Raw genomic sequence first — 20831 nt, 5'->3', positions numbered from 1 at the left:
TCGTCCACGAGTCGGTGACGGGGACCGTCAGCCAGCCAATCGGAAGCACGGGAAGAGATGTCGGCACCCAATAAGTCGTACGACCCTGTCGAGGTCGAGGCCTTGAAACCGGAAGAGATCGAGCGCATGCGGGACGAGGCGCTCGCCGCCTTCGCCGCCGCGGACTCCCTCGACGCGCTCCACGAGGCCAAGGTCGCCCACACCGGCCCCACCTCGCCGCTGGCTCTCGCCAACCGCGAGATCGGCGCCCTGCCCCCGCATGCCAAGGCCGACGCCGGCAAGCGCGTGGGCCAGGCCCGTGGCGCCGTGAACAAGGCCCTCGCCGGCCGCCAGGCCGAACTCGAGGCCGAGCGGGACGCCCGCGTGCTGGTCGAGGAGTCGGTGGACGTCACGCTGCCCTACGACCGCGTGCCCGCGGGCGCCCGCCACCCGCTGACCACGCTCTCGGAGCGCATCGAGGACGTCTTCGTGGCCATGGGCTACGAGGTCGCCGAGGGCCCCGAGGTCGAGGCCGAGTGGTTCAACTTCGACGCCCTGAACATCGGCCCGGACCACCCGGCCCGCGGCGAGGCCGACACCTTCTTCGTGCAGGCGCCCGACGGCGGCTCGGAGTCCGGTGTCGTGCTGCGCACCCACACCTCGCCCGTGCAGATCCGTTCCCTGCTCGACCGCGAGCTGCCGGTCTACGTGATCTGCCCCGGCCGCGTGTACCGCACCGACGAGCTGGACGCCACCCACACCCCGGTCTTCCACCAGGTCGAGCTGCTCGCCGTCGACGAGGGCCTGACCATGGCGGACCTGAAGGGCACGCTGGACCACATGGTCCAGTCGCTGTTCGGCGAGGGCATGAAGACCCGGCTGCGGCCGAACTTCTTCCCCTTCACCGAGCCGTCCGCCGAGATGGACATGGTGTGCTACGTCTGCCGCGGCGAGTCCGTCGGCAACCCCGACCGGCCCTGCCGCACCTGCTCGTCCGAGGGCTGGATCGAGCTCGGCGGCTGCGGCATGGTCAACCCGCGGGTGCTCACCGCCTGCGGCGTCGACCCGGAGAAGTACAGCGGCTTCGCCTTCGGGTTCGGCATCGAGCGGATGCTGATGTTCCGCCACAACGTCGAAGACATGCGAGACATGGTCGAGGGTGACGTCCGGTTCACCCGGCCGTTCGGGATGGAGATCTGATGCGGGTCCCGCTTTCTTGGCTGCGGGAGTACGTCGACCTGCCGGCGACGGAGACCGGGCGCGATGTGCAGGCCAAGCTGATTTCGGCCGGCCTGGAGGTCGAGACCGTCGAGCAGCTCGGCGCCGACCTCACGGGTCCGCTGGTCGTGGGCCAGGTGCTGACCATCGAGGAGCTGGAGGGCTTCAAGAAGCCGATCCGCTACTGCACCGTCGACGTCGGCAAGGCCAACGGCACCGGCGAGCCCCAGGAGATCGTCTGTGGCGCCCGTAACTTCGCCGTCGGCGACAAGGTCGTGGTGGCCCTCCCCGGCGCGGTCCTGCCCGGCGACTTCGCGATCGCCGAGCGCAAGACGTACGGCCGGATGTCGCGCGGCATGATCTGCTCCAGCGACGAGCTGAACATGGGTGACGACGGCACCAAGGGCATCATCGTGCTGCCGCCCGGCACCGAGGTCGGCAAGGACGCCGTCGAGCTGCTCGAGCTGGTCGACGAGGTGCTCGACATCGCCGTCACCGCCAACCGCGGCGACTGCCTCTCGATCCGCGGTGTCGCCCGCGAGACCGCCATCGCCTACGGCCTGCCGCTGCGCGACCCCGCGCTGCTCGACGTGCCGGCGCCGAACGCGTTCGGCCACCCGGTGAAGATCTCCGAGCCCCTCGGCTGCGACCGCTTCACCGCCCGCACGGTGACCGGCGTCGACCCCGAGGCCCGCTCCCCGATCTGGCTGCAGCGTCGGCTGCAGAAGGTCGGCATGCGCCCGATCTCGCTCGCCGTCGACATCACCAACTACGTGATGATGGAGATCGGCCAGCCGCTGCACGCCTACGACCGCAAGCTGGTCCAGGGCACGATCGGCGTGCGCCGGGCCGAGGAGGGCGAGAAGTTCACCACCCTCGACGGCGTGACGCGCACCCTGCACGCCGAGGACCTCGTCATCACCGACGACCGGGGCCCGATCGGCCTCGCCGGTGTCATGGGCGGCGCCAACACCGAGATCGCCGACCTCCCCCAAGCTCTCGACTCCGCTCGAGCAGGGGAGACCCCCATCGACCTCGAGAACGCCACCACCGAGATCGTCATCGAGGCCGCGCACTTCAACCAGGTCTCCATCGCCCGCACCGCGCGCCGTCACAAGCTGTCCTCCGAGGCGTCCCGCCGCTTCGAGCGCGGCGTGGACCCGCTGGCCGCCTCCGCCGCCGCCCAGCGCACGGTCGACCTGCTGGTGCTGCTCGCGGGCGGTACCGCCGACGCGGGCGTCACCGAGATCATCGCGCCGTCCGCCCCGCACACCATCGCCATGCCGGCCGACCACCCGGACAAGGTCGCGGGCGTGCACTACGGCCGCGAGACCGTCGTACGCCGCCTTCAGGAGGTCGGCTGCGACGTCTACGGTCAGGACGAGCTGATCGTCACCGTGCCGTCCTGGCGGCCGGACCTGGCGGAGCCGAACGACCTGGCCGAGGAGGTCATCCGGCTGGAGGGCTACGAGAACCTGCCCTCCACGCTGCCCAAGCCCCCGTCCGGGCGCGGTCTGACCCACCGGCAGCGGCTGCACCGCCGCGTCGGCCGGGCCCTGGCCGGGGCCGGCTACGTCGAGGCGCCGACCTACCCGTTCGTCAGCGAGCAGGTCTTCGACCAGTTCGCTCTGGAGGCCGACGACCCGGCCCGCCGCGTCGTCAAGCTGGTCAACCCGCTCAGCGACGAGGAGCCCGCGCTGCGTACGACGCTGCTGCCGGGCCTGCTCGGCGCGCTGCGCCGCAACGACGGCCGCGGCTCGCACGACCTGGCGCTGTTCGAGACCGGGCTGGTCTTCCACCCGCGCGAGGAGCGGCGTGTGGCCGCCCACCTGCCCGTCGACCGGCGTCCCACCGATGAGGAGATCGCCGCGCTGACCGCCGTGCTGCCCGAGCAGCCGCGCCACGTGGCCGTCGTCCTGGCGGGCGCCCGCGAACAGGCCGGCTGGTGGGGCAAGGGCCGCCCGGCCGACTGGGCGGACGCGATCGAGGCCGCCCGGACCGTGGCCCGAGAGGCCGGGGCCGAGCTGATCGTCCGCAAGGGCCAGTACGGTCCGTGGCACCCGGGCCGCTGCGCCGAGCTCGTGGTCGTCACGGACGGCGCCGAGCGGGTCGTGGGCCACGCGGGCGAGCTGCACCCGCGCGTCGTGAAGGCGCTGGGGCTGCCCGAGCGCACCTGCGCGACGGAGCTGAACCTGGACGCCCTGGAGGCGGTCGGCGACGGCACCCCGCAGGCGCCGGGCATCTCCACCTTCCCGGTCGCCACGCAGGACGTCGCGCTCGTCGTGGACCAGCCGGTGCCGCAGGCGGAGGTCGAGGCCGCGCTGCGCGAGGGCGCCGGTGAACTCCTCGAGTCCATCCGGCTGTTCGACGTCTACGAGAACGAGGAGCAGCTGGGGGAGGGGCGCAAGTCGCTGGCCTACGCGCTGCGCTTCCGCGCGGCTGACCGGACGCTCACGGTGGACGAGGCGTCGGCTGCGCGCGACGCGGCCGTCGCGCTGGCCGCTGAGCGCACGGGAGCAGTGCTGCGGAGTTAGTTCCGCGGAGGAGCGCCGGGGACGTGGGTAAGGGCCCCCACCAGAAGGTGGGGGCCCTTCCGGTACAGCCCCGAACCCCTTGGGGGCGCACCCCTTTTGGGACACGGCCACGCCGTCCGCCGGCCACGGAGTGTCGGGCAGGCAGCCGGTCGGACGGCGTGGAGGGGCCGCCGCACTGTACGAGGGGGAGCCGGCGGCCCGGCCGGCCTCTTGCGAGGGGTTTCAAGTCAAGCGCCCGGAAACTCTCCGCGACAGCGCACGCACAGCCCGGATTCGCGCACTCCGTTCACACCCCGTGTGAATCGGTTCGCACTACCCTGGCGAAACCGAGCCACCGGAGTGCACCCATGCAGCCCAACACTCTGCTCGACGCGATCCTCGACGAGGCCGGAATATCCCACGCGGGACTGGCCGCGCACGTCAACCAGGCGGGGCGGGCACGCGGCCTCGCTCTCAGATACGAACACACGGCCGTGGCGCGGTGGTTGAAGGGCCAGCGCCCGCGCGGCCAGGTGCCCGACCTGATCTGCGAGGTGCTCGCGGCCCGGCTGCACCGCCCGGTGACCCTCGACGACATCGGCCTCGGCGTGCCGGGCGAACCGGCCGCCCCCCACGGCTCCAGTCTCTCCGGTTTCGTCGAGCGCGCCACCGCCCTGTGGCGCTCCGACGAACAGCAGCGCCCCCACATCCTGGGCGCCCCGGCCGTGACCGGAACACCCGCCGTGATGCCCGTGTGGGAGTGGGAGAACCCGCCGGAGGACGTGGACGTCTCCCGCGGTGGCCGCCACCGGGTCACCCCGGCCGACATCGACATGCTGCGCGCGGCCCGCGCCCACTACGAGCAGATGTACCGCAAGGCCGGCGGCATAGCCACCCGTGCCCGTATCGTCGGCTTCCTCAACGCCGAGACGGCACCGTTGCTGCGCGGCGGCTACACCGATGCGATGGGCCGCCAACTGCACCGTGCCACCGGGGGACTTGTGGCGATCGCCGGTATCTGCGCGTACGACTCCGACGCCCACGGTCTCGCCCAGCGCTACTTCCACCAGGCCCTGCGCCTGGCCAAGGCCAGCGGGGACCGGGGGCTCGGCGCGTACGTCATAGCCCTGCTGGTCAACCAGTCGCTGTTCATGAGGGAGTACCGGCAGGCCGTGGCCTTCGCCGAGGCCGCACTGCGCGCCGCGGGCAAGCAGATCACCCCGGCGCTCGCCTCGGACCTGTACGCGATGCAGGCGAAGGCGTACGCGCACCTCGGGGACGCGTCGGGCGCGCTGTCCTGCATCCGGCGGGCCGAGTCGGCCGCCGAGCGCATCCGGCGCGGTCACGAACCGGACGAGACCGGCTACGTCCAGCCCGGCCTCGTCAACGTCCAGGTCGCCGAGGCGCTGCTCAGCCTCGGCGACCTGACGGCGGCCGGGGAGCACGCCGCGGCCGCGGTGGGCACGCCCGCGCACGACCGGGGCCGGGTGCACCGGCTCGCCATGCTCAGCCAGATCGAACTGCGCCAGGGCAACGCCGACAAGGCGGTGGCCACCGCGGTGGAGATGGCGGAGCGGGCGCGTGGAATGGAGTCCATGCGCCTGCGCGACAGACTCCGGGCGGTGCGCGAACACCTCGTCCGCAGCGGCTGTGCCGGAACGGCCGAGGCCGCCGAACTCATCGACGGGGCCCTGCGCGTACCGCTGTAGTCACCGCCCCACCCACTGCATGAGAGCCGCGCGATGTCCGTCGGCGCGGACGACTGCGCCCGCCGCTGCGCCGGGCGTGCGCCGCTGTGAGCCTGCTGAGTCGCCGCTCCTGCTGCGATATTGCCCCTTACTCGGCGGAAGGTGGCAGAACCATGCAGTGGACGAAACAGAACGAACAAACTGTGTATGCAAACCGCTGGTTCAGCGTCAACCTGGCGGATGTCGAACTGCCGGACGGCCGGCACCTCGACCACTTCCTGATACGGCTGCGGCCCGTCGCCGTGGCCACCGTCGTCAACGAGGCCAACGAGGTGCTGCTGCTGTGGCGGCACCGCTTCATCACCGACAGCTGGGGGTGGGAACTCGCGGCGGGCGTCGTCGAGGACGGCGAGGACATCGCCGACGCGGCGGCCCGTGAACTGGAGGAGGAGACCGGCTGGCGGCCGGGACCCCTGCGCCATCTCATGAGCGTGGAGCCCTCCAACGGACTCACCGACGCCCGGCACCATGTCTACTGGGCGGACGAGGGCGAGTACGTCGGGCACCCCGTGGACGACTTCGAGTCGGACCGCCGGGAATGGGTTCCCCTCAAACTCGTGCCCGACATGGTCGCCCGTGGGGAGGTCCCGGCCGCCAACATGGCGGCCGCGTTACTGCTTCTGCATCACCTCAGGCTGGGGCAGGACGCGATGCCCTGAGCCCCGTGCGGCAAGGCCCTAGTGGCCCAGGGCCTGCCAGACCGCCACGACGAGCGCGCCCACCGCCGTGAGGGCGGCGACGGCGGGCAGCGGCCAGCGTGCGTGTTCCAGCGTGATGAGGCGGGTGTGCAGTTCGTCCAGCTCCTTGGCAGTCTCCTCGGTGCGATGGCTGAGCAGCGCCAGCCCACCTTCGACGCGTGCGTAGGCCACGTCGAGTCGGCGGCGTAACTCTGCGAGTTCTCCATGGACGACGGGATGCTCGGGATCGGCGGTCACAAGTCCGCTCCTTTCCGTAGTCGTCTCACATCCCTTGCATGCGCATGCTGAGTCAACTCGCCTGGTGGGCGCGTGAGGAGAGTGTGCGAGCGGCATATGCGGGTCCGGCGCGCACACTCCGTGTGAATGGCGTGGGCCCGGCACCGTCCCACGGTGCCGGGCCCACGCGTACCAGGTCTTGACGCTGTGTAGTCAGGAATAGGTGTAGAAGCCCGAGCCGGTCTTGCGTCCCAGTCGGCCCGCCTCCACCATCCGCTGCAGCAGCGGGGGAGCGGCGTACAGGGGCTCCTTGTACTCGTGGTACATCGAGTTGGCGATCGAGACGACGGTGTCCAGCCCGATCAGATCGGCGAGCTTCAGGGGGCCCATCGGGTGGGCGCAGCCCATCTCCATGCCGTTGTCGATGTCCTCGCGCCCGGCGATGCCCGACTCGAACATACGGATCGCGGACAGCAGGTACGGCACCAGCAGCGCGTTGACGACGAAGCCCGAGCGGTCCTGGGCGCGGATGGCGTGCTTGCCGAGGAGCTTCTCCGTGAACAGCTGGGCCCGGCTCAGGGTGCCCTCGGAGGTGGTGAGCGCCGGGATCAGCTCGACGAGCTTCTGCACCGGGGCCGGGTTGAAGAAGTGGATGCCGATCACCTGGTCCGGCCGCGAGGTCGCCACGGCCAGCTTCACCAGCGGGATCGAGGAGGTGTTGGAGGCGAGGATGGCGTCCGGGCGGGTCACCACCTGGTCGAGCACCTGGAAGATCTCGGTCTTCACCTGCTCGTTCTCGACGACGGCCTCGATCACCAGGTCGCGGTCCGCGAACTCGCCGAGGTCGGTGGTGAAGGTGAGGCGCGCCTGCGTCGCCTCCCGCTCCTCCTCGGAGATCTTGCCGCGCTCGGCCGCCTTGGACAGTGAGTTGAACAGGCGGGTCCGGCCGATCTCCAGGGCCTCGCCGGTGGTCTCGGCGACCTTCACGTCCAGTCCGGCGCGGGCGCACACCTCGGCGATGCCCGCGCCCATCTGGCCGCAGCCCACCACTCCGACGCGTTCGATGTCGGTCACATCGTCCCTTTCGCTGATCTACGGCTGTGGCAGGTCCGATCGGGTTCCGGTCGCCTGCTCCGATCGTGCACGTTACTCCCAAGTATCGATGATCGATCGTCCGGGTGGGAGCATGCTGGGGCACCGGAACGATCCGTGACGAGGCGGGTCCGCAGAGTACGGGGGTGTGCCGATGGGCCGGTTGTCACGCCGGGCGTTCACGGTGGCCGCGCTGGCGAGCCTGGTCACGGCGGGCGACGCCGCGGCCGCACCGCGGGGCGCGGCGGCCGGGGAGATGCGGGGCATGTGGCTGGCCTGCGTGGCCAACCGCGACTGGCCCTCGCGTCCCGGTCTGACGGCGTCCGCGCAGCGCGCCGAGCTGTGCGCCCTGCTCGACGTGGCCGTGCGGCGCCGGCTGAACACGGTGTTCTTCCAGGTGCGCCCCACGGCCGACGCCCTGTGGCCCTCCCCGTACGAGCCGTGGTCCCAGTACCTGACCGGCGTCCAGGGGCAGGACCCCGGCTGGGACCCGCTCGGCACGGCCGTCACCGAGGCGCACGCGCGGGGCCTGCAACTGCACGCCTGGTTCAACCCGTACCGGATCGCCCTGCACGCCGACCTGTCCCGGCTCGCCGCCTCGCACCCCGCCCGCAGGAACCCCGACTGGGTGGTGGCCTACGGCGGCAAGCTCTACTACAACCCCGGACTGCCGGAGGTCCGCGCCTTCGTCGAGGACGCGATCCTGGACGCCGTACGCCGCTACCCGGTCGACGGCGTCCACTTCGACGACTACTTCTACCCGTACCCGGTCGCCGGGGAGGACTTCGACGACGACGACGCGTACGAGGAGTACGGCTACGACTTCCCGAGCCGGGCCGCCTGGCGCCGGGACAACATCGACCAGCTGGTGCGCGAGACCGCGCGTCGTGTCCGGCAGACCAGACCGCCCGCGAGCTTCGGTATCAGCCCCTTCGGGGTGTGGCGCAACGCCGGCACCGATCCCCGCGGCTCGGACACCCGGGCCGGGGTGCAGACCTACGACGACCTGTACGCGGACACCAGGACCTGGGTGAGGTCGGGATGGCTGGACTACGTCTGCCCGCAGATCTACTGGAACATCGGCTACGCCGCCGCCGACTACGCGCGACTCCTGCCCTGGTGGGCAGGTGTCGTCCAGGGCACGGGCGTACAGCTGTACGCGGGTGAGGCGCTGTACAAGGCCGGTGCCGCGGCCGAGCCCGCCGCCTGGCGGGACCCGGCCGAACTCTCCCTGCACCTCACTCTGGCCAGGCGTTACCCACAGGTCCGCGGGCATGTCTTCTTCGCCGCCAAGGACGTTGCCCGGGACCCGATCGGCGCGATGACGCGGGTGGTCGCCGATCACTACCGGCAGCCGGCGAAGCCCCCGCGCTGAACACGGTCCCTACTGTCCGATCGGCCGGCCGGCGTCCTCCTTGTGGCGGATCTCGGTGTCCGGGCCGGGTGAGCACACCCCTTCGTGCCCGTCCTGGAAGCGGACCCGGTACGGCGGGTTGCCGTCCGCGCCCATCACTTCGACGATCTCGCCGACCTTGTCGTGCTGTCCGACGATCCTGCCGTGCTGCACCAGCTTGTCGCCCACAGTTGCGCGCATCTGTTGGGCCCTCCTCGTCGCGTTGCGGGAGTATCGGTCCCATTTTCAGGCGGCTCGCCTCCGGTCATACAGCCCCTTCGGCTCACTCGCTGCGGCCGCGAGCCGCGGCCGGTGGCGCCGGTCGTCCCGGTCCGTCCCCCGCCCCGGTCAGCCCCGCGCCCGCTGGGTGACCGCGATGCACACGAGGACCGCGGCGGCCGTGAGCGGTGCGGCCGGGGTGAGGTGCTCACCGAGGAGCAGTACCGACCACACCAGTGTGAGCAGGGGCTGGGCCAACTGCAACTGACTCGCCTTGGGGATGCCGATGCCGGCCATGCCCCGGTACCAGACGACCAGCCCGAGGAACTGCGATCCGGCCGCCACCCACAGCAGCCCGGCCACGCTGTGCGCGGTGAGGTGGACCGGCTCGTACGACAGCGCCACGGCCGCGGCGGGCACGGTGAGCGGCAGGCACAGCACCAGGGCCCAGCCGATGACCTGCCAGCCGGGCATGACCCGGGCCAGCCGGCCGCCCTCGGTGTAGCCGGCGGCGCAGATCAGCAGGGCGCCGAAGAGGTAGGCGTCCGCGCCGGTCAGCGCGCCGCCGCTCTGCTGCACGGTGAACGCGATGACGGCGGCGGCGCCGGCGAGGGCGGCGAGCCAGAAGGTGCGGGACGGCCGGGTGCGGACGCGCAGTGCGGAGAGGAGGGCGGTGGTCAGGGGGAGCAGCCCGACGACCACGGCGGCGTGCGCGGTGGTCGAGGTCTTCAGGGCGAGGGTGGTCAGCAGCGGGAAGCCGAGCACCACGCCGGCCGCGACCACGGCGAGCCCCGCCCAGTGGGCCCGCGCGGGCACCGGGACACGGAGTGCCAGCAGGCACCCGCCGGCGATGAGGGCGGCGAGCACACTGCGCGCGGCCACGAGCGACCAGGCGCCGAATCCCTCGAGTCCCCAGGCGGTGGCGGGGAAGGTGAGCGAGAAGGCGACCACGCCGAGGGCGGCCTGGAGGGTGCCGGTGCGGCGGCGGGCCGAGTCGGCCCCTGTGACCGCCGCGGTCACTGCTATCGATGTGGGGGCAGTAGCGCTATCCTGTGTCCTCATGCAAGAGAGTAGCAGCGTCTCCGACCTGGCGAAACGCCTACGACCCGAGCTGAAGCGCTACTCGCCGGGGGAGAAGCTGCCGTCCAGCCGTGCGCTCGTCGACCGGTTCCGGGTCAGTCCGGTGACCGTGTCGCGCGCGCTCGCCCTGCTGGCCGCCGAGGGGCTGGTGGTCACGCGCCCGGGAGCCGGGGCCTTCCGGGCGGAACCGCGTGCGGCGGCCCCGGCCGTGGGGGACACCGCCTGGCAGGAGGTCGCGCTCAGCGCCGATGCCTCCGCCGAGCTCGTGCCGCGCAGCGTCGACGCGTCCGGAGTGGTCGTCTCGCTGGCCGCCCCGCCCGCCGGTGTCATCGAGTTCACCGGCGGCTATCTGCACCCCTCACTGCAGCCCGAGCGGGCCATGGCTGCGGCCCTCTCCCGCGCCGCCGCCGCCCCGGCGTCTGGGCCCGGCCGCCCGTCGAAGGCGTCGCCGAACTGCGCGAGTGGTTCGCGCGGGGCATCGGCGGCGCGACCACCGCCGCCGACGTGCTGATCACCGCGGGCGGCCAGTCCGCGCTGACCACCGCGCTACGGGCCCTCGCGCCGCCCGGCGCCCCCGTCCTCGTCGAGTCGCCCACCTATCCCGGCATGCTCGCCATCGCCCGCGCGGCGGCCTGAGGCCCGTACCCGTGCCGGTCGACGCGGACGGGGTCAAGCCCGCCCTGCTCGCCGACGCGTTCCGCGCGACCGGCGCCCGTGTCGTCGTCTGCCAGCCGCTGTTCCAGAACCCGACCGGCGCGGTCCTCGCCCCCGAGCGCCGACGCGAGGTGCTGCGCATCGCGCGCGACGCCGGAGCGTTCGTGATCGAGGACGACTTCGTCCGCCGACTGGTGCACGAGGACGCCGGTCCCCTGCCGCCCCCGCTGGCCGCCGAGGACCTCGACGGCGTCGTCGTGCACGTCAACTCCCTCACCAAGGCGACCTCGCCCAGCTTCCGGGTCGGAGCCCTGGCCGCCCGCGGCCCTGTCCTGGAACGGCTGCGCGCCATCCAGATCGTCGACACCTTCTTCGTGCCACGCCCCCTCCAGGAGGCCGCGCTGGAACTCGTCGGCTCGCCCGCCTGGCCGCGCCATCTGCGCGCCGTCGCCGCAGAGTTGAGGCACCGCCGCGACACGATGACCGCCGCCCTGCGCCTGCACCTGCCCGAACTCGCCCTGCCGTACATCCCGTCCGGCGGCTACCACCTCTGGGCACGCCTGCCCGAGGGCACCGACGAGTCCGCCCTCACGGCGGGCGCCCTGCGCGCGGGGGTCGCGGTCACCCCCGGCCGCCCCTACTTCAGCGCCGAACCCCCGGCCCCGCACCTGCGGTTGAGCTTCGCGGCCGCCGCGGGGGAGGGGGAGATCACGGAGGGCGTACGCCGCCTGCGCACGGCCTGCCACGAGGTGTTCCGGACCCGGTAGCGATCGCCATCCGTCCGAATTCGTTCGACAGCACCGCCCCGACCTGCGAGTCTCCCGTCATGACGGCCACCACCGACGCGCCCGGCCTCCCGGACGGCTACGAATTCTCCGCCGACTCCGCCCGGATCGACATCGACCGCACCCACCGCTGGCTCGCCACCGACGCGTACTGGGCGATCGACCGGCCCCGGGACAAACACGAGCGCGCCGTCGCGAACTCCCTCAACTTCGGGGTGTACGACGCCGTTTCGGGCGAGCAGGTGGCGTACGCTCGCGTGGTGACCGACGAGGCGTCCTTCGCCTGGCTCTGCGATGTCTACGTCGACCGTTCGGTACGCGGCAAGGGCATCGGCACCGCCATGGTCGGTGCCGTCCGCGACCAGCTCGCTCCGCTCGGGCTGCGCCGCGTCCTGCTGGCGACGAGCGACGCGCACGGGGTCTACGCCAAGCTCGGGTTCGAGCCGCTCGACCGGCCGGACCAGTGGATGGTGCACCGGTTCGACCCGTCGAACCCGGTCCGTGCGTGACGTCGGCGATACCCTTGGTAACTCCTGAGTAATCCCTCTTGACCTGCGCAGTTGCGCGCCCGACGATCGCCGCATGCATCTTCGGGTCACGTTCGTCGCCGCCGCGCGCAGTTCCTCGCTGCTCGCGGAGCGCTTCGAGGACGACCGGCCGCTGGACCAGGCCGGCTGGGACGAGGTGCAGCGTGTCGCCCCCGACCTGGTGCCGCTGGCGGCGGCCGAGCTGCGCTACTGCTCGCCCACGCCACGCAGCCGGGCGACCGGGGACGCGCTCGGGTACGCGCCGCTGGTGCAGCCGGCGCTGCGGGACTGCGACATGGGCCGCTGGCGCGGCTTCACGCTGGGCGAGGCGATGGCCCGGGAGCCCTCGGCGGTGGACGCCTGGCTCGCGGACCCGCGCTCCGCGCCGCACGGCGGTGAGTCGCTGCTGGCGTTCATCTCCCGCGTGGGCGGCTGGCTGGACACGCGCCCCGTGGAGGACGGCAGCCGTATCGTCGCCGTGGCGGAGCCTTCGGTGGTGCGGGCGGCCCTGGTGTACGCGCTGAGGGCGCAGCCGTCGTCGTACTGGAACATCGACGTCCGCCCCCTGTCGACGGTGACGCTGGCCGGGCACGGAGGCCGCTGGAACCTGCGCCTGGAGGCCCTGTCACATCAGCGCGTCTGACGTTTGGGAGGCCGGCGCTCGCGTGTAGTCGGTGGTCAGGAGCAGGTCCTTCGCGGGCCCGCCGACCCGCCACACCGTGCGCCAGTGGTCCTCGTCGTACACGGTGAACTCGCCTCGGTAGCGGTCCGCCGCGCACGGGTGCTCGGCGACGTGGTGACCGGTCGTGAGGTCGAGGTGGTGGAAGGGGCGGCCGTCCGCGAACGCGACGTCCGAGGTGCCCGGCGAGGCGCCGGGCAGGAACAGCAGCGTCCGCTCGGCGGGCCGGGACGCACCCTGCCAGAGGAAAGTGCCGGACTCGTGGTGCAGCAGCCCGCCGCCCTCCCTCGGTGAGAACACCGTCGTCCCGCTGAACCGGCCTTCCTCGCCGCTCGCGAGGTCCCGCACGGTGCGCTCCACGTGCCAACGCCCGGCCAGATGGGCCAGTACGTCCTCGACCGGCCAGAAGGTGTCCACCGCCATGGCTCTCTGTCCTCCTGTCCTTGCACGCCCCATTGACGCGATCATGCCGCCTCTCTATCTTGCCGTTCGAAGTGCTGACTTCTCCGGTGACGCCGCGAAGCGGACCCACATGGGCGGCGGCAGCTGGAGCATCCAGGACGGCCAGTACGTCCAGACGGACACCGCCGCCGAGAACACCATGGTGCAGGCCGGCGACCCCTCCTGGCACGACTACGACCTGCATGTGAAGGCCACCAAGAAGTCCGGCAAGGAGGGCTTCCTCGTCGCCTTCGGCGTCAAGGACACCGGGAACTACTACTGGTGGAACCTGGGCGGCTGGGGCAACACCCAGTCCGCGGTCGAGCAGGCGGCGGACGGTGGCAAGTCCACGCTCCTCTCCAAGCCGGGATCCGTCGAGACCGGCCGGGCCTACGACATCGACATCAAGGTCAGGGGCCGCCAGGTGACCCTGTACCTCGACGGTCAGCAGTGGGGCGGCTTCACCGACGACAAGCCGGCCGAGCCGTTCCGCCAGGTCGTCACCCGGGACGCGAAGACCGGTGAGCTGGTCGTCAAGGTCGTCAACGCCCAGGACGCGGCCGCCCGCACGGCGACCGACCTCGGCGGCGCGAAGGTCGCCCCCGGGCCCGGGTGACGACGCTCGCGGCGGCGCCCGACGCGGTGAACACCGAGTCGGACACGCCGGTCACCCCGGTCACGTCCACCTTAAGCGGGGTCGCCGACAGGTTCACCTACACCTTCCCGGCGGACTCGATCACCTTCCTCAGGATCAAGCAGAGGTAGCCGCGGCCTGTGCGGGCTGCTGCCCCGGCGGCAGCAGCCCGCGCTCGGCGAAGACCTTCTTCGCGGCGAAGGTCGCGTTCAGCGCCTTCGGTATGCCGCAGTACACCGCCGAGTGCAGCAGGGCCTCGACGATCTGCTCGGGGGTGAGGCCCACGTTCAGTGCCGCGTTCACGTGCACATCGAGCTGGGCCTCGCAGCCGCCGAGCGCGGTGAGCATGCCCAGCGTCACCAGCTGGCGGTCGCGCGGGGCGAGCCCGGGCCGGTCGTAGATCTCACCGAAGGCCCAGGAGACGATCTGGTGGCCGAGCTCGGGACTGATGTCGGCGAGCGAGTCGACGACCCGCTGCCCGGCCTCGCCGTCGACCTTCTTCAGGACCTCGAGACCGCGGGCGAAACGCTCGTCACGGGTGGTGCTCTCGCTCATGTCCGCTCATCCGTTCCCGGCTGCGTGGGCATGTCGCCCAGCAGCCGTTCGTAGTGGTCGATCTTGTCGTCCAGCGCGGCCGCGTTGCGGCGCAGCGTGCGAATCCGTTCCGCCAGCCCCGCGCGGTGCTCCCGCAGCATCGCCAGCCGGTCCGCGACCGTGTCGTCCCCCTGCGCCCGCAGCTGCGCGAAGCGCTGCATGTCGGCGATCGACATGCCCGTCTCGCGCAGCCGCAGCAGGAACTCCAGCCAGGCCAGATCGGCCGCGTCGTAGCGCCGCTGGTTGCCTGTGGTCCGGCCGACCCGCTCGATCAGGCCCGCCCTCTCGTAGTAGCGCAGGGTGTCGTGCGAGAGGCCGGTGCGCTCCGCGACCTGGGCGATGGTCAGGGTCGGTTGCCGATCCTGCGGGAGGGGTTGTCCGCTGGTCATGACAAGACCGTAGAACCTGGAGCGTGCTCCAGGTCAAGCGATGGCCGCAAGCGGTGGGTGTACATGTGGTCGTAGGCGCATCCGGCCACACGGCTCGTCACGGACCCGATCTCCAGGATTGCATAAACGTGCGGCGATACGTATAGTCATGCCATCCAGGAGGAGGTTCCATGACGGTACGTGCCGCAGTCGCCGGAGCGAGCGGATACGCGGGCGGAGAGGCTCTGCGTCTGCTCCTCGCGCACCCCGAGGTGGAGATCGGCGCCCTCACCGGCAACTCCAACGCCGGCCGGCGGCTCGGTGCGCTGCAGCCGCATCTGCTGCCCCTGGCCGACCGGGTGCTCGCCGAGACCACCCCCGAGGTCCTCGCCGGGCACGACGTCGTCTTCCTCGCCCTGCCCCACGGACAGTCCGCCGCCGTCGCCGAGAGGCTCGGGCCCGACGTCCTCGTCATCGACATGGGCGCCGACTTCCGGCTGAAGGACCCGGCCGACTGGGAGAGCTTCTACGGCTCCCCGCACGCCGGTACCTGGCCCTACGGCCTCCCCGAACTGCCGGGTGCCCGCGCTGCGCTGGAGGGGTCCAAGCGCATCGCGGTACCCGGTTGCTATCCCACGGCCGCCTCCCTGGCGCTCTTCCCCGCGTACGCCGCCGGGCTCGCCGAGAACGAGGCCGTGATCGTCGCCGCCTCCGGCACCTCCGGCGCGGGCAAGGCGCCCAAGCCGCACCTGCTGGGCAGCGAGGTCATGGGGTCCATGTCCCCGTACGGCGTCGGCGGCGTCCACCGGCACACCCCCGAGATGATCCAGAACCTCAGCGCGGCCGCCGGAGAGCCGGTCACCGTCTCCTTCACGCCCACCCTCGCGCCGATGCCCCGAGGCATCCTCGCCACCTGCACCGCCAAGGCGCGGCCCGGCGTCACCGGCGAGTCCCTGCGCGCCGCCTATGAGAAGGCCTTCGCCGACGAGCCCTTCGTGCACCTGCTCCCCGAGGGGCAGTGGCCGGCCACCGCGTCCGTCTACGGTTCCAACGCCGTTCAGGTGCAGGTCGCGTACGACGCCGCCACGCACCGCATCATCGCGATCAGCGCCATCGACAATCTGACCAAGGGCACCGCGGGCGGTGCCGTGCAGAGCATGAACATCGCGCTCGGCCTCGACGAGACCACCGGGCTTTCGACGATCGGAGTCGCACCGTGAGCGTCACGGCAGCCAAGGGATTCCAGGCTGCGGGCATCGCCGCCGGAATCAAGGAGAACGGCAACCCGGACCTGGCCCTCGTGGTCAACACCGGGCCGCGCCGCGCCGCCGCGGGCGTCTTCACCTCCAACCGTGTGAAGGCCGCGCCCGTGCTGTGGTCCGAGCAGGTCCTCAAGAGCGGCCAGGTCTCGGCGGTCGTCCTCAACTCCGGCGGCGCCAACGCCTGCACCGGCCCCAAGGGCTTCCAGGACACCCACGCCACCGCCGAGAAGGTGGCCGAGGTGCTCGGCCGCGGCGCCATCGAGGTCGCCGTCTGCTCCACCGGCCTCATCGGTGTGCTGCTGCCCATGGACAAGCTGCTCCCGGGCGTGGAGACCGCCGCCGCCCAGCTCTCCGAGCACGGCGGCGAGAAGGCCGCCATCGCCATCAAGACCACCGACACCGTCCACAAGACGTCCGTCGTGACGAAGGACGGCTGGACCGTCGGCGGCATGGCCAAGGGCGCCGGCATGCTCGCCCCGGGCCTCGCCACCATGCTGGTCGTCCTCACCACCGACGCCGACCTCGACAGCGAGACCCTGGACAAGGCCCTGCGCGCCGCCACCAAGGTCACCTTCGACCGTGTCGACTCCGACGGCTGCATGTCCACCAACGACACCGTGCTGCTGCTCGCCTCGGGAGCGTCCGGGATCGCCCCCGGGTACGACGAGTTCGCCGAGGCCGTGCGCGAGGTGTGCGCCGACCTCGGCCGGCAGCTCATCGGCGACGCCGAGGGCGCCAGCAAGGACATCAAGGTCGAGGTGATCAACGCCGCGACCGAGGAGGACGCCGTCGAGGTGGGCCGCTCCATCGCCCGCAACAACCTCCTCAAGTGCGCCATCCACGGCGAGGACCCCAACTGGGGCCGCGTCCTGTCCGCCATCGGCACCACCCGGGCCGCGTTCGAGCCCGACCAGCTCAACGTCGCCATCAACGGCGTGTGGGTGTGCAAGAACGGCTCGGTCGGCGAGGACCGCGAACTGGTCGACATGCGCTACCGCGAGGTCCACATCGTGGCGGACCTCGCCGCCGGCGCCGAGACCGCCACCATCTGGACCAACGACCTCACCGCCGACTACGTCCACGAGAACAGCGCGTATTCCTCATGAGCGACACTTCTCCCAAGTCCGGCACGACGCGCAAACACACCGCGCTGCCCAAGGCCGAGATCCTCATCGAGGCGCTGCCCTGGCTGACCCGCCACCACGGCAAGATCGTCGTCATCAAGTTCGGCGGCAACGCGATGGTGAACGAGGAGCTCAAGGCCGCGTTCGCGCAGGACGTCGTCTTCCTGCGGCATGCCGGACTGAAGCCGGTCGTCGTGCACGGGGGCGGCCCCCAGATCAGCGCCGCCCTCGACCGGCACGGCATCGTCAGCGAGTTCAAGGCGGGCCTGAGGGTCACCACCGAGGACGCCATGGACGTCGTACGGATGGTGCTCGCCGGGCAGGTGCAGCGCGAACTGGTCGGGCTGCTCAACCAGCACGGCCCGTTCGCCGTCGGCCTCACCGGCGAGGACGCGCACACCATCACCGCCACCAAACACACGCCCGAGATCGACGGCGAGTCCGTCGACATCGGACGGGTGGGCGAGATCACCGAGATCGACACGGGCGCGATCGAGGCACTGCTCGCCGACGGCCGTATCCCGGTCGTCTCCTCCATCGCCCGCAGTCAGGACGACGGACATGTCTACAACGTCAATGCTGATACGGCGGCTGCGGCACTCGCTGCGGCACTGGGCGCCGAAACCCTCATGGTCCTCACCGACGTCGAGGGCCTCTACGAGGACTGGCCGAACTCCGACGAGGTGATCAGCCGCCTGACCGCCTCCCAACTGGAAAAGCTGCTGCCGGAGTTGTCCTCCGGCATGGTGCCGAAGATGGAGGGCTGTCTGCACGCCGTGCGGGGCGGCGTCCGCACTGCACGCGTCATCGACGGCCGGGTACAGCACTCGATCCTGCTGGAGATCTTCACCGACGAAGGCATCGGCACGATGGTCGTGCCCGACGAGAAGCCGGACGAACAGGGGGAGTCGTGAGCAATGAGGAACTGACCGCGCGGTGGCAGGGCGCGCTCATGAACAACTACGGCACCCCGCGGCTGCCCCTCGTCCGCGGTGAGGGCACCCAGCTCTGGGACGCCGACGGCAAGCGGTACCTCGACTTCGTCGGCGGCATCGCGGTCAACGCCCTCGGTCACGCCCACCCCGCGGTCGTCGAGGCCGTGAGCAAGCAGATCGCCTCCCTCGGCCACGTCTCCAACCTGTTCATCGCCGAGCCGCCCGTCGCCCTCGCCGAACGGCTCCTTCAGCTTTTCGGCCGCGACGGCAAGGTCTTCTTCTGCAACTCGGGCGCCGAGGCCAACGAGGGCGCCTTCAAGATCGGCCGGCTGACGGGCCGCCGGCACATGGTCGCCACCCAGGGCGGCTTCCACGGCCGCACCATGGGCTCCCTCGCGCTGACCGGTCAGCCCGGCAAGCAGGAGCCGTTCCTGCCGCTGCCCGGCGACGTCACCCACGTCCCCTACGGCGACGCGCAGGCCCTGGCCGCCGCGGTCACCGAGGAGACGGCACTCGTCATCATCGAGCCCATCCAGGGCGAGAACGGGGTCGTGGTCCCGCCCGCCGGCTACCTGAAGGCGGCCCGCGCGATCACCGCCGCCACCGGGGCGCTGCTCGTGCTCGACGAGGTGCAGACCGGCGTCGGCCGTACCGGGCATTGGTTCGAGTACCAGGCCCACGAGGGCGTCCTGCCGGACGTCGTCACCCTCGCCAAGGGACTCGGCGGCGGGCTGCCGCTCGGCGCCACCGTCGCCTTCGGCCGCGCCGCCGAGCTGCTCCTGCCGGGCCAGCACGGCACGACCTTCGGCGGCAACCCCGTCGCGTGCGCCGCCGGCCTCGCCGTGCTCGACACCATCGCGGGTGAGGGCCTGCTGGAGAACGTCAAGCGGCAGAGCGAGAAGCTGCGGGACGGAATCGAGTCGCTGGGCCACCCGTTGATCGAACATGTCCGGGGCGCGGGCCTTCTGCTGGGTATCGTGCTCACCGAGCCGCTCGCGCCACAGGTGCAGCAGGCGGCTCAGGACGCCGGCCTCCTGGTGAACGCGCCCGCCCCGAACGTCGTACGGCTGATGCCGCCGCTGAACCTCGGCGACGACGAGGTGCAGGCGTTGCTCCAGGCGCTTCCCGGTGTCCTCGAGGCAGTGCACCCAGTGAATGGGGACGGACGATCCGGAGAATGAGACGACGATGAGTCAGGCGCAGGACCACGAGCACACGGGGCCTGCCGTGCCGCAGACCCGCACCGCACGCCACCGCCGGATCGTGGACATCCTCAACCGGCAACCGGTGCGCTCCCAGAGCCAGTTGGCGAAACTCCTCGCCGACGACGGGCTGAGCGTCACGCAGGCGACGCTCTCCCGGGACCTGGACGAGCTGAACGCGGTGAAGATCCGCAACACCGACGGCGACCTGATCTACGCGGTGCCGAGCGAGGGCGGTTTCCGCACGCCTCGCGCGCCGCTGGGGGGGTCGGCCAAGGAGGAGCGGATGCGACGGCTCTCGCAGGAGCTGCTGATCTCGGCGGAGGCCTCCGCGAACCTCGTGGTCCTGCGCACCCCTCCGGGGGCCGCGCAGTTCCTGGCGTCGGCGATCGACCAGGCGGAACTGCACGACATCCTGGGGACGATCGCGGGGGACGACACGGTGCTGCTGATCAGCCGGGAGCCGACGGGAGGGCAGGCGCTGGCGGACCACTTGCTGCGGCTGGCGCAGAACGGGCACTGAGCCCGACGCAGCTGCGGGCAGTCGTGCCTCCCCCAGTGCCTCGACGGACTGGGGACCCCAGGCGCGGCACGGGTGGGCGCTGGGGATCCCCCTGTTCGAAGAGCTTGAGGGAGGCTCCGCAGGCGCGGGCATGCGAAACCCGCCCCGGCCGGCCCCGGCCGGGGCGCCCCAGTCCCGATGCTCACCCCAGGCGCGCGGCGAGACCCCCCGTGCACCGCACCTCGTCACCGGCGGTGATCAGCAGCGCCTCCACGTCCGGCAGTGACTCCAGCCACGCCAGCCCCGCCCGTGACCCCATCGCGAACGCCGCCGTGGCCCAGGCGTCCGCCCAGGTCAGGCTGGGGCCCACCACCGTCACCGCCACCAGGTCGGTCACCGCGGAGCGCCCCGTGCGCGGGTCCACGATGTGCGCGCCGCGCTCCGCGGTCCCCGAGGTGGCCACGGCCAGCTCCTCCACGCCGGCCGCGGACACCACCGCCGCCAGCCCGCCGGGCCGCAGCGGGTCCGACACACCGACCCGCCAGGGCCGGTGCGGTTCCGGCATGCCGTACATCTGCACGTCCCCGCCGCCGTTGACGCTCACCCCGCTCGCCCCGGCCGCCGCCAGCCGCCGGGCCGCGCGCTCCACCGCCCAGCCCTTCACGATCCCGGTCGGATCGATCCGGCCACCGAACCGGGTGCTGAACCAGCCGTCGCTGATCTGCTCCGCCTCCGCTCCCAGGGCGAGCACCTCGGCGACCTCCGGGTCACAGTCCTCCACACTCACCTCACCGCGGGCGAGCCGCGATATCTGGCTGTCCTCGCGGTAGGGGCTGAACACCTCGTCCACCCGGTGGAGATGGGCGATCGCCTCCTCCAGCGCGGTCTGTACGGCCTCGGGTTGGCCGCCGCGCACGTCGAAGGAGAAGACGGTGCCCATCACCTCCTCCGCGTGGCGCAGCACGGGC

At 71.8% G+C, this 20831-nt stretch carries 20 protein-coding genes and 2 pseudogenes; 14 read left to right on the top strand and 8 right to left on the bottom strand.

Annotation, left to right across the window (positions count from 1 at the left end):
• Window positions 1–57 precede the first annotated feature (57 nt).
• The 4 genes from pheS (at window position 58) to N8I84_RS08725 (ending at window position 6117) form a co-directional block, all read left to right on the top strand.
• Window positions 58–1179 carry a phenylalanine--tRNA ligase subunit alpha gene (pheS, locus tag N8I84_RS08740; protein ID WP_200421296.1) on the top strand — a complete coding sequence of 374 codons (1122 nt, stop codon included), beginning with the start codon at window positions 58–60 and terminating at the stop codon, window positions 1177–1179.
• Window positions 1179–3731: a phenylalanine--tRNA ligase subunit beta gene (locus N8I84_RS08735; RefSeq protein WP_263229003.1), complete on the top strand. Its 2553-nt coding sequence runs from the start codon at window positions 1179–1181 to the stop codon at window positions 3729–3731. Before pheS ends, N8I84_RS08735 begins: the two co-directional genes overlap by 1 nt.
• 347 nt (window positions 3732–4078) lie before the next feature.
• The gene (locus N8I84_RS08730; protein WP_263229002.1) at window positions 4079–5419 is read left to right on the top strand and encodes a transcriptional regulator; all 1341 of its coding nucleotides are present in this window, start codon (window positions 4079–4081) and stop codon (window positions 5417–5419) included.
• 152 nt (window positions 5420–5571) lie between these two features.
• Window positions 5572–6117 carry an NUDIX hydrolase gene (locus tag N8I84_RS08725; RefSeq protein WP_263229001.1) on the top strand — a complete coding sequence of 182 codons (546 nt, stop codon included), beginning with the start codon at window positions 5572–5574 and terminating at the stop codon, window positions 6115–6117.
• A gap of 18 nt (window positions 6118–6135) precedes the next feature.
• Here N8I84_RS08725 and N8I84_RS08720 read toward each other — a convergent pair whose 3' ends face one another.
• Both N8I84_RS08720 and N8I84_RS08715 read right to left on the bottom strand, forming a co-directional pair.
• Window positions 6136–6393, bottom strand: coding sequence for a hypothetical protein (locus tag N8I84_RS08720; RefSeq protein WP_200421292.1), 258 nt, complete (start codon window positions 6391–6393; stop codon window positions 6136–6138).
• 192 nt (window positions 6394–6585) lie between these two features.
• Entirely contained in the window at window positions 6586–7446 is an 861-nt protein-coding gene (locus N8I84_RS08715) for a 3-hydroxybutyryl-CoA dehydrogenase (RefSeq protein WP_263229000.1), read from the bottom strand.
• Between the two features lie 172 nt (window positions 7447–7618).
• Between N8I84_RS08715 and N8I84_RS08710 the strand changes: the two genes are divergently transcribed.
• A complete protein-coding gene (locus N8I84_RS08710) occupies window positions 7619–8839 on the top strand; it encodes a glycoside hydrolase family 10 protein (RefSeq protein WP_263228999.1) in 1221 nt (406 codons plus the stop codon).
• 9 nt (window positions 8840–8848) lie between these two features.
• Here N8I84_RS08710 and N8I84_RS08705 read toward each other — a convergent pair whose 3' ends face one another.
• The gene (locus N8I84_RS08705; RefSeq protein WP_263228998.1) at window positions 8849–9058 is read right to left on the bottom strand and encodes a DUF1918 domain-containing protein; all 210 of its coding nucleotides are present in this window, start codon (window positions 9056–9058) and stop codon (window positions 8849–8851) included.
• Window positions 9059–9205: 147 nt separating this feature from the next.
• The gene (locus N8I84_RS08700) at window positions 9206–10138 is read right to left on the bottom strand and encodes a DMT family transporter (protein WP_263228997.1); all 933 of its coding nucleotides are present in this window, start codon (window positions 10136–10138) and stop codon (window positions 9206–9208) included.
• On the opposite strand from N8I84_RS08700, the pseudogene N8I84_RS08695 reads away from it, so the two are divergent.
• The 3 genes and pseudogenes from N8I84_RS08695 (at window position 10137) to N8I84_RS08685 (ending at window position 12765) form a co-directional block, all read left to right on the top strand.
• Window positions 10137–11577: pseudogene (locus tag N8I84_RS08695) on the top strand (aminotransferase-like domain-containing protein). The gene N8I84_RS08700 and the pseudogene N8I84_RS08695 overlap by 2 nt on opposite strands.
• A 59-nt stretch (window positions 11578–11636) precedes the next feature.
• Entirely contained in the window at window positions 11637–12104 is a 468-nt protein-coding gene (locus N8I84_RS08690; protein ID WP_263228996.1) for a GNAT family N-acetyltransferase, read from the top strand.
• Window positions 12105–12177: 73 nt separating this feature from the next.
• Entirely contained in the window at window positions 12178–12765 is a 588-nt protein-coding gene (locus N8I84_RS08685) for a histidine phosphatase family protein (protein WP_263228995.1), read from the top strand.
• Here the strand turns inward: N8I84_RS08685 and N8I84_RS08680 are convergent.
• On the bottom strand, window positions 12748–13218 hold the full coding sequence (locus N8I84_RS08680) for a DUF6314 family protein (RefSeq protein ID WP_263234703.1): 471 nt from the start codon (window positions 13216–13218) through the stop codon (window positions 12748–12750). The two genes, N8I84_RS08685 and N8I84_RS08680, sit on opposite strands and share 18 nt — an antisense overlap.
• A gap of 76 nt (window positions 13219–13294) precedes the next feature.
• Between N8I84_RS08680 and N8I84_RS08675 the strand changes: the two are divergent.
• Window positions 13295–14007 (top strand): annotated as a pseudogene (locus N8I84_RS08675) (alpha-L-arabinofuranosidase C-terminal domain-containing protein); the annotation flags it as partial.
• Here N8I84_RS08675 and N8I84_RS08670 read toward each other — a convergent pair.
• Together N8I84_RS08670 and N8I84_RS08665 are read right to left on the bottom strand one after the other, a co-directional pair.
• The gene (locus tag N8I84_RS08670) at window positions 13994–14431 is read right to left on the bottom strand and encodes a carboxymuconolactone decarboxylase family protein (protein ID WP_263228994.1); all 438 of its coding nucleotides are present in this window, start codon (window positions 14429–14431) and stop codon (window positions 13994–13996) included. The pseudogene N8I84_RS08675 and the gene N8I84_RS08670 overlap by 14 nt on opposite strands.
• Window positions 14428–14859 carry a MerR family transcriptional regulator gene (locus N8I84_RS08665; protein WP_263228993.1) on the bottom strand — a complete coding sequence of 144 codons (432 nt, stop codon included), beginning with the start codon at window positions 14857–14859 and terminating at the stop codon, window positions 14428–14430. The genes N8I84_RS08670 and N8I84_RS08665 overlap by 4 nt, the downstream gene beginning before the upstream one ends.
• A 170-nt stretch (window positions 14860–15029) precedes the next feature.
• Here N8I84_RS08665 and argC point away from each other — a divergent pair, with 170 nt between their 5' ends.
• Genes argC through N8I84_RS08640 form a run of 5 tightly spaced genes read left to right on the top strand, consistent with a single transcriptional unit; the run spans window position 15030 to window position 19884 of the window.
• The gene (argC, locus tag N8I84_RS08660) at window positions 15030–16058 is read left to right on the top strand and encodes an N-acetyl-gamma-glutamyl-phosphate reductase (protein WP_263228992.1); all 1029 of its coding nucleotides are present in this window, start codon (window positions 15030–15032) and stop codon (window positions 16056–16058) included.
• Window positions 16055–17206 carry a bifunctional glutamate N-acetyltransferase/amino-acid acetyltransferase ArgJ gene (argJ, locus tag N8I84_RS08655; RefSeq protein WP_263228991.1) on the top strand — a complete coding sequence of 384 codons (1152 nt, stop codon included), beginning with the start codon at window positions 16055–16057 and terminating at the stop codon, window positions 17204–17206. The genes argC and argJ overlap by 4 nt, the downstream gene beginning before the upstream one ends.
• Complete coding sequence (argB, locus tag N8I84_RS08650) at window positions 17203–18138, top strand: acetylglutamate kinase (protein ID WP_263228990.1); 936 nt, start codon at window positions 17203–17205, stop codon at window positions 18136–18138. Before argJ ends, argB begins: the two co-directional genes overlap by 4 nt.
• Window positions 18135–19340 carry an acetylornithine transaminase gene (locus tag N8I84_RS08645; protein ID WP_263228989.1) on the top strand — a complete coding sequence of 402 codons (1206 nt, stop codon included), beginning with the start codon at window positions 18135–18137 and terminating at the stop codon, window positions 19338–19340. Before argB ends, N8I84_RS08645 begins: the two co-directional genes overlap by 4 nt.
• Before the next feature lie 7 nt (window positions 19341–19347).
• Window positions 19348–19884 (top strand): arginine repressor, encoded by a 537-nt coding sequence (locus N8I84_RS08640; protein WP_200421278.1) that lies wholly within the window; start codon window positions 19348–19350, stop codon window positions 19882–19884.
• Window positions 19885–20065: 181 nt separating this feature from the next.
• Here the strand turns inward: N8I84_RS08640 and N8I84_RS08635 are convergent, their stop codons facing one another.
• Window positions 20066–20803 (bottom strand): FAD:protein FMN transferase, encoded by a 738-nt coding sequence (locus tag N8I84_RS08635; RefSeq protein ID WP_263234702.1) that lies wholly within the window; start codon window positions 20801–20803, stop codon window positions 20066–20068.
• Window positions 20804–20831: the final 28 nt, after the last annotated feature.

This window comes from Streptomyces cynarae (assembly GCF_025642135.1).
Lineage (GTDB): Bacteria > Actinomycetota > Actinomycetes > Streptomycetales > Streptomycetaceae > Streptomyces > Streptomyces cynarae.
This window is presented reverse-complemented; position numbering and strand designations above follow the sequence as displayed.

Excerpts from the sequence above, each read along its gene's own strand:
- N8I84_RS08635 (WP_263234702.1), bottom strand. The coding sequence starts at position 20,803 with ATGGGCACCGTCTTCTCCTTCGACGTGCGCGGCGGCCAACCCGAGGCC.
- N8I84_RS08725 (WP_263229001.1), top strand. The coding sequence starts at position 5,572 with ATGCAGTGGACGAAACAGAACGAACAAACTGTGTATGCAAACCGCTGG.
- N8I84_RS08730 (WP_263229002.1), top strand. The coding sequence starts at position 4,079 with ATGCAGCCCAACACTCTGCTCGACGCGATCCTCGACGAGGCCGGAATA.
- N8I84_RS08735 (WP_263229003.1), top strand. The coding sequence starts at position 1,179 with ATGCGGGTCCCGCTTTCTTGGCTGCGGGAGTACGTCGACCTGCCGGCG.
- argC (WP_263228992.1), top strand. The coding sequence starts at position 15,030 with ATGACGGTACGTGCCGCAGTCGCCGGAGCGAGCGGATACGCGGGCGGA.
- argB (WP_263228990.1), top strand. The coding sequence starts at position 17,203 with ATGAGCGACACTTCTCCCAAGTCCGGCACGACGCGCAAACACACCGCG.
- N8I84_RS08685 (WP_263228995.1), top strand. The coding sequence starts at position 12,178 with ATGCATCTTCGGGTCACGTTCGTCGCCGCCGCGCGCAGTTCCTCGCTG.
- N8I84_RS08665 (WP_263228993.1), bottom strand. The coding sequence starts at position 14,859 with ATGACCAGCGGACAACCCCTCCCGCAGGATCGGCAACCGACCCTGACC.
- N8I84_RS08690 (WP_263228996.1), top strand. The coding sequence starts at position 11,637 with ATGACGGCCACCACCGACGCGCCCGGCCTCCCGGACGGCTACGAATTC.
- N8I84_RS08705 (WP_263228998.1), bottom strand. The coding sequence starts at position 9,058 with ATGCGCGCAACTGTGGGCGACAAGCTGGTGCAGCACGGCAGGATCGTC.
- N8I84_RS08640 (WP_200421278.1), top strand. The coding sequence starts at position 19,348 with ATGAGTCAGGCGCAGGACCACGAGCACACGGGGCCTGCCGTGCCGCAG.
- N8I84_RS08700 (WP_263228997.1), bottom strand. The coding sequence starts at position 10,138 with ATGAGGACACAGGATAGCGCTACTGCCCCCACATCGATAGCAGTGACC.
- pheS (WP_200421296.1), top strand. The coding sequence starts at position 58 with ATGTCGGCACCCAATAAGTCGTACGACCCTGTCGAGGTCGAGGCCTTG.
- N8I84_RS08670 (WP_263228994.1), bottom strand. The coding sequence starts at position 14,431 with ATGAGCGAGAGCACCACCCGTGACGAGCGTTTCGCCCGCGGTCTCGAG.
- N8I84_RS08710 (WP_263228999.1), top strand. The coding sequence starts at position 7,619 with ATGGGCCGGTTGTCACGCCGGGCGTTCACGGTGGCCGCGCTGGCGAGC.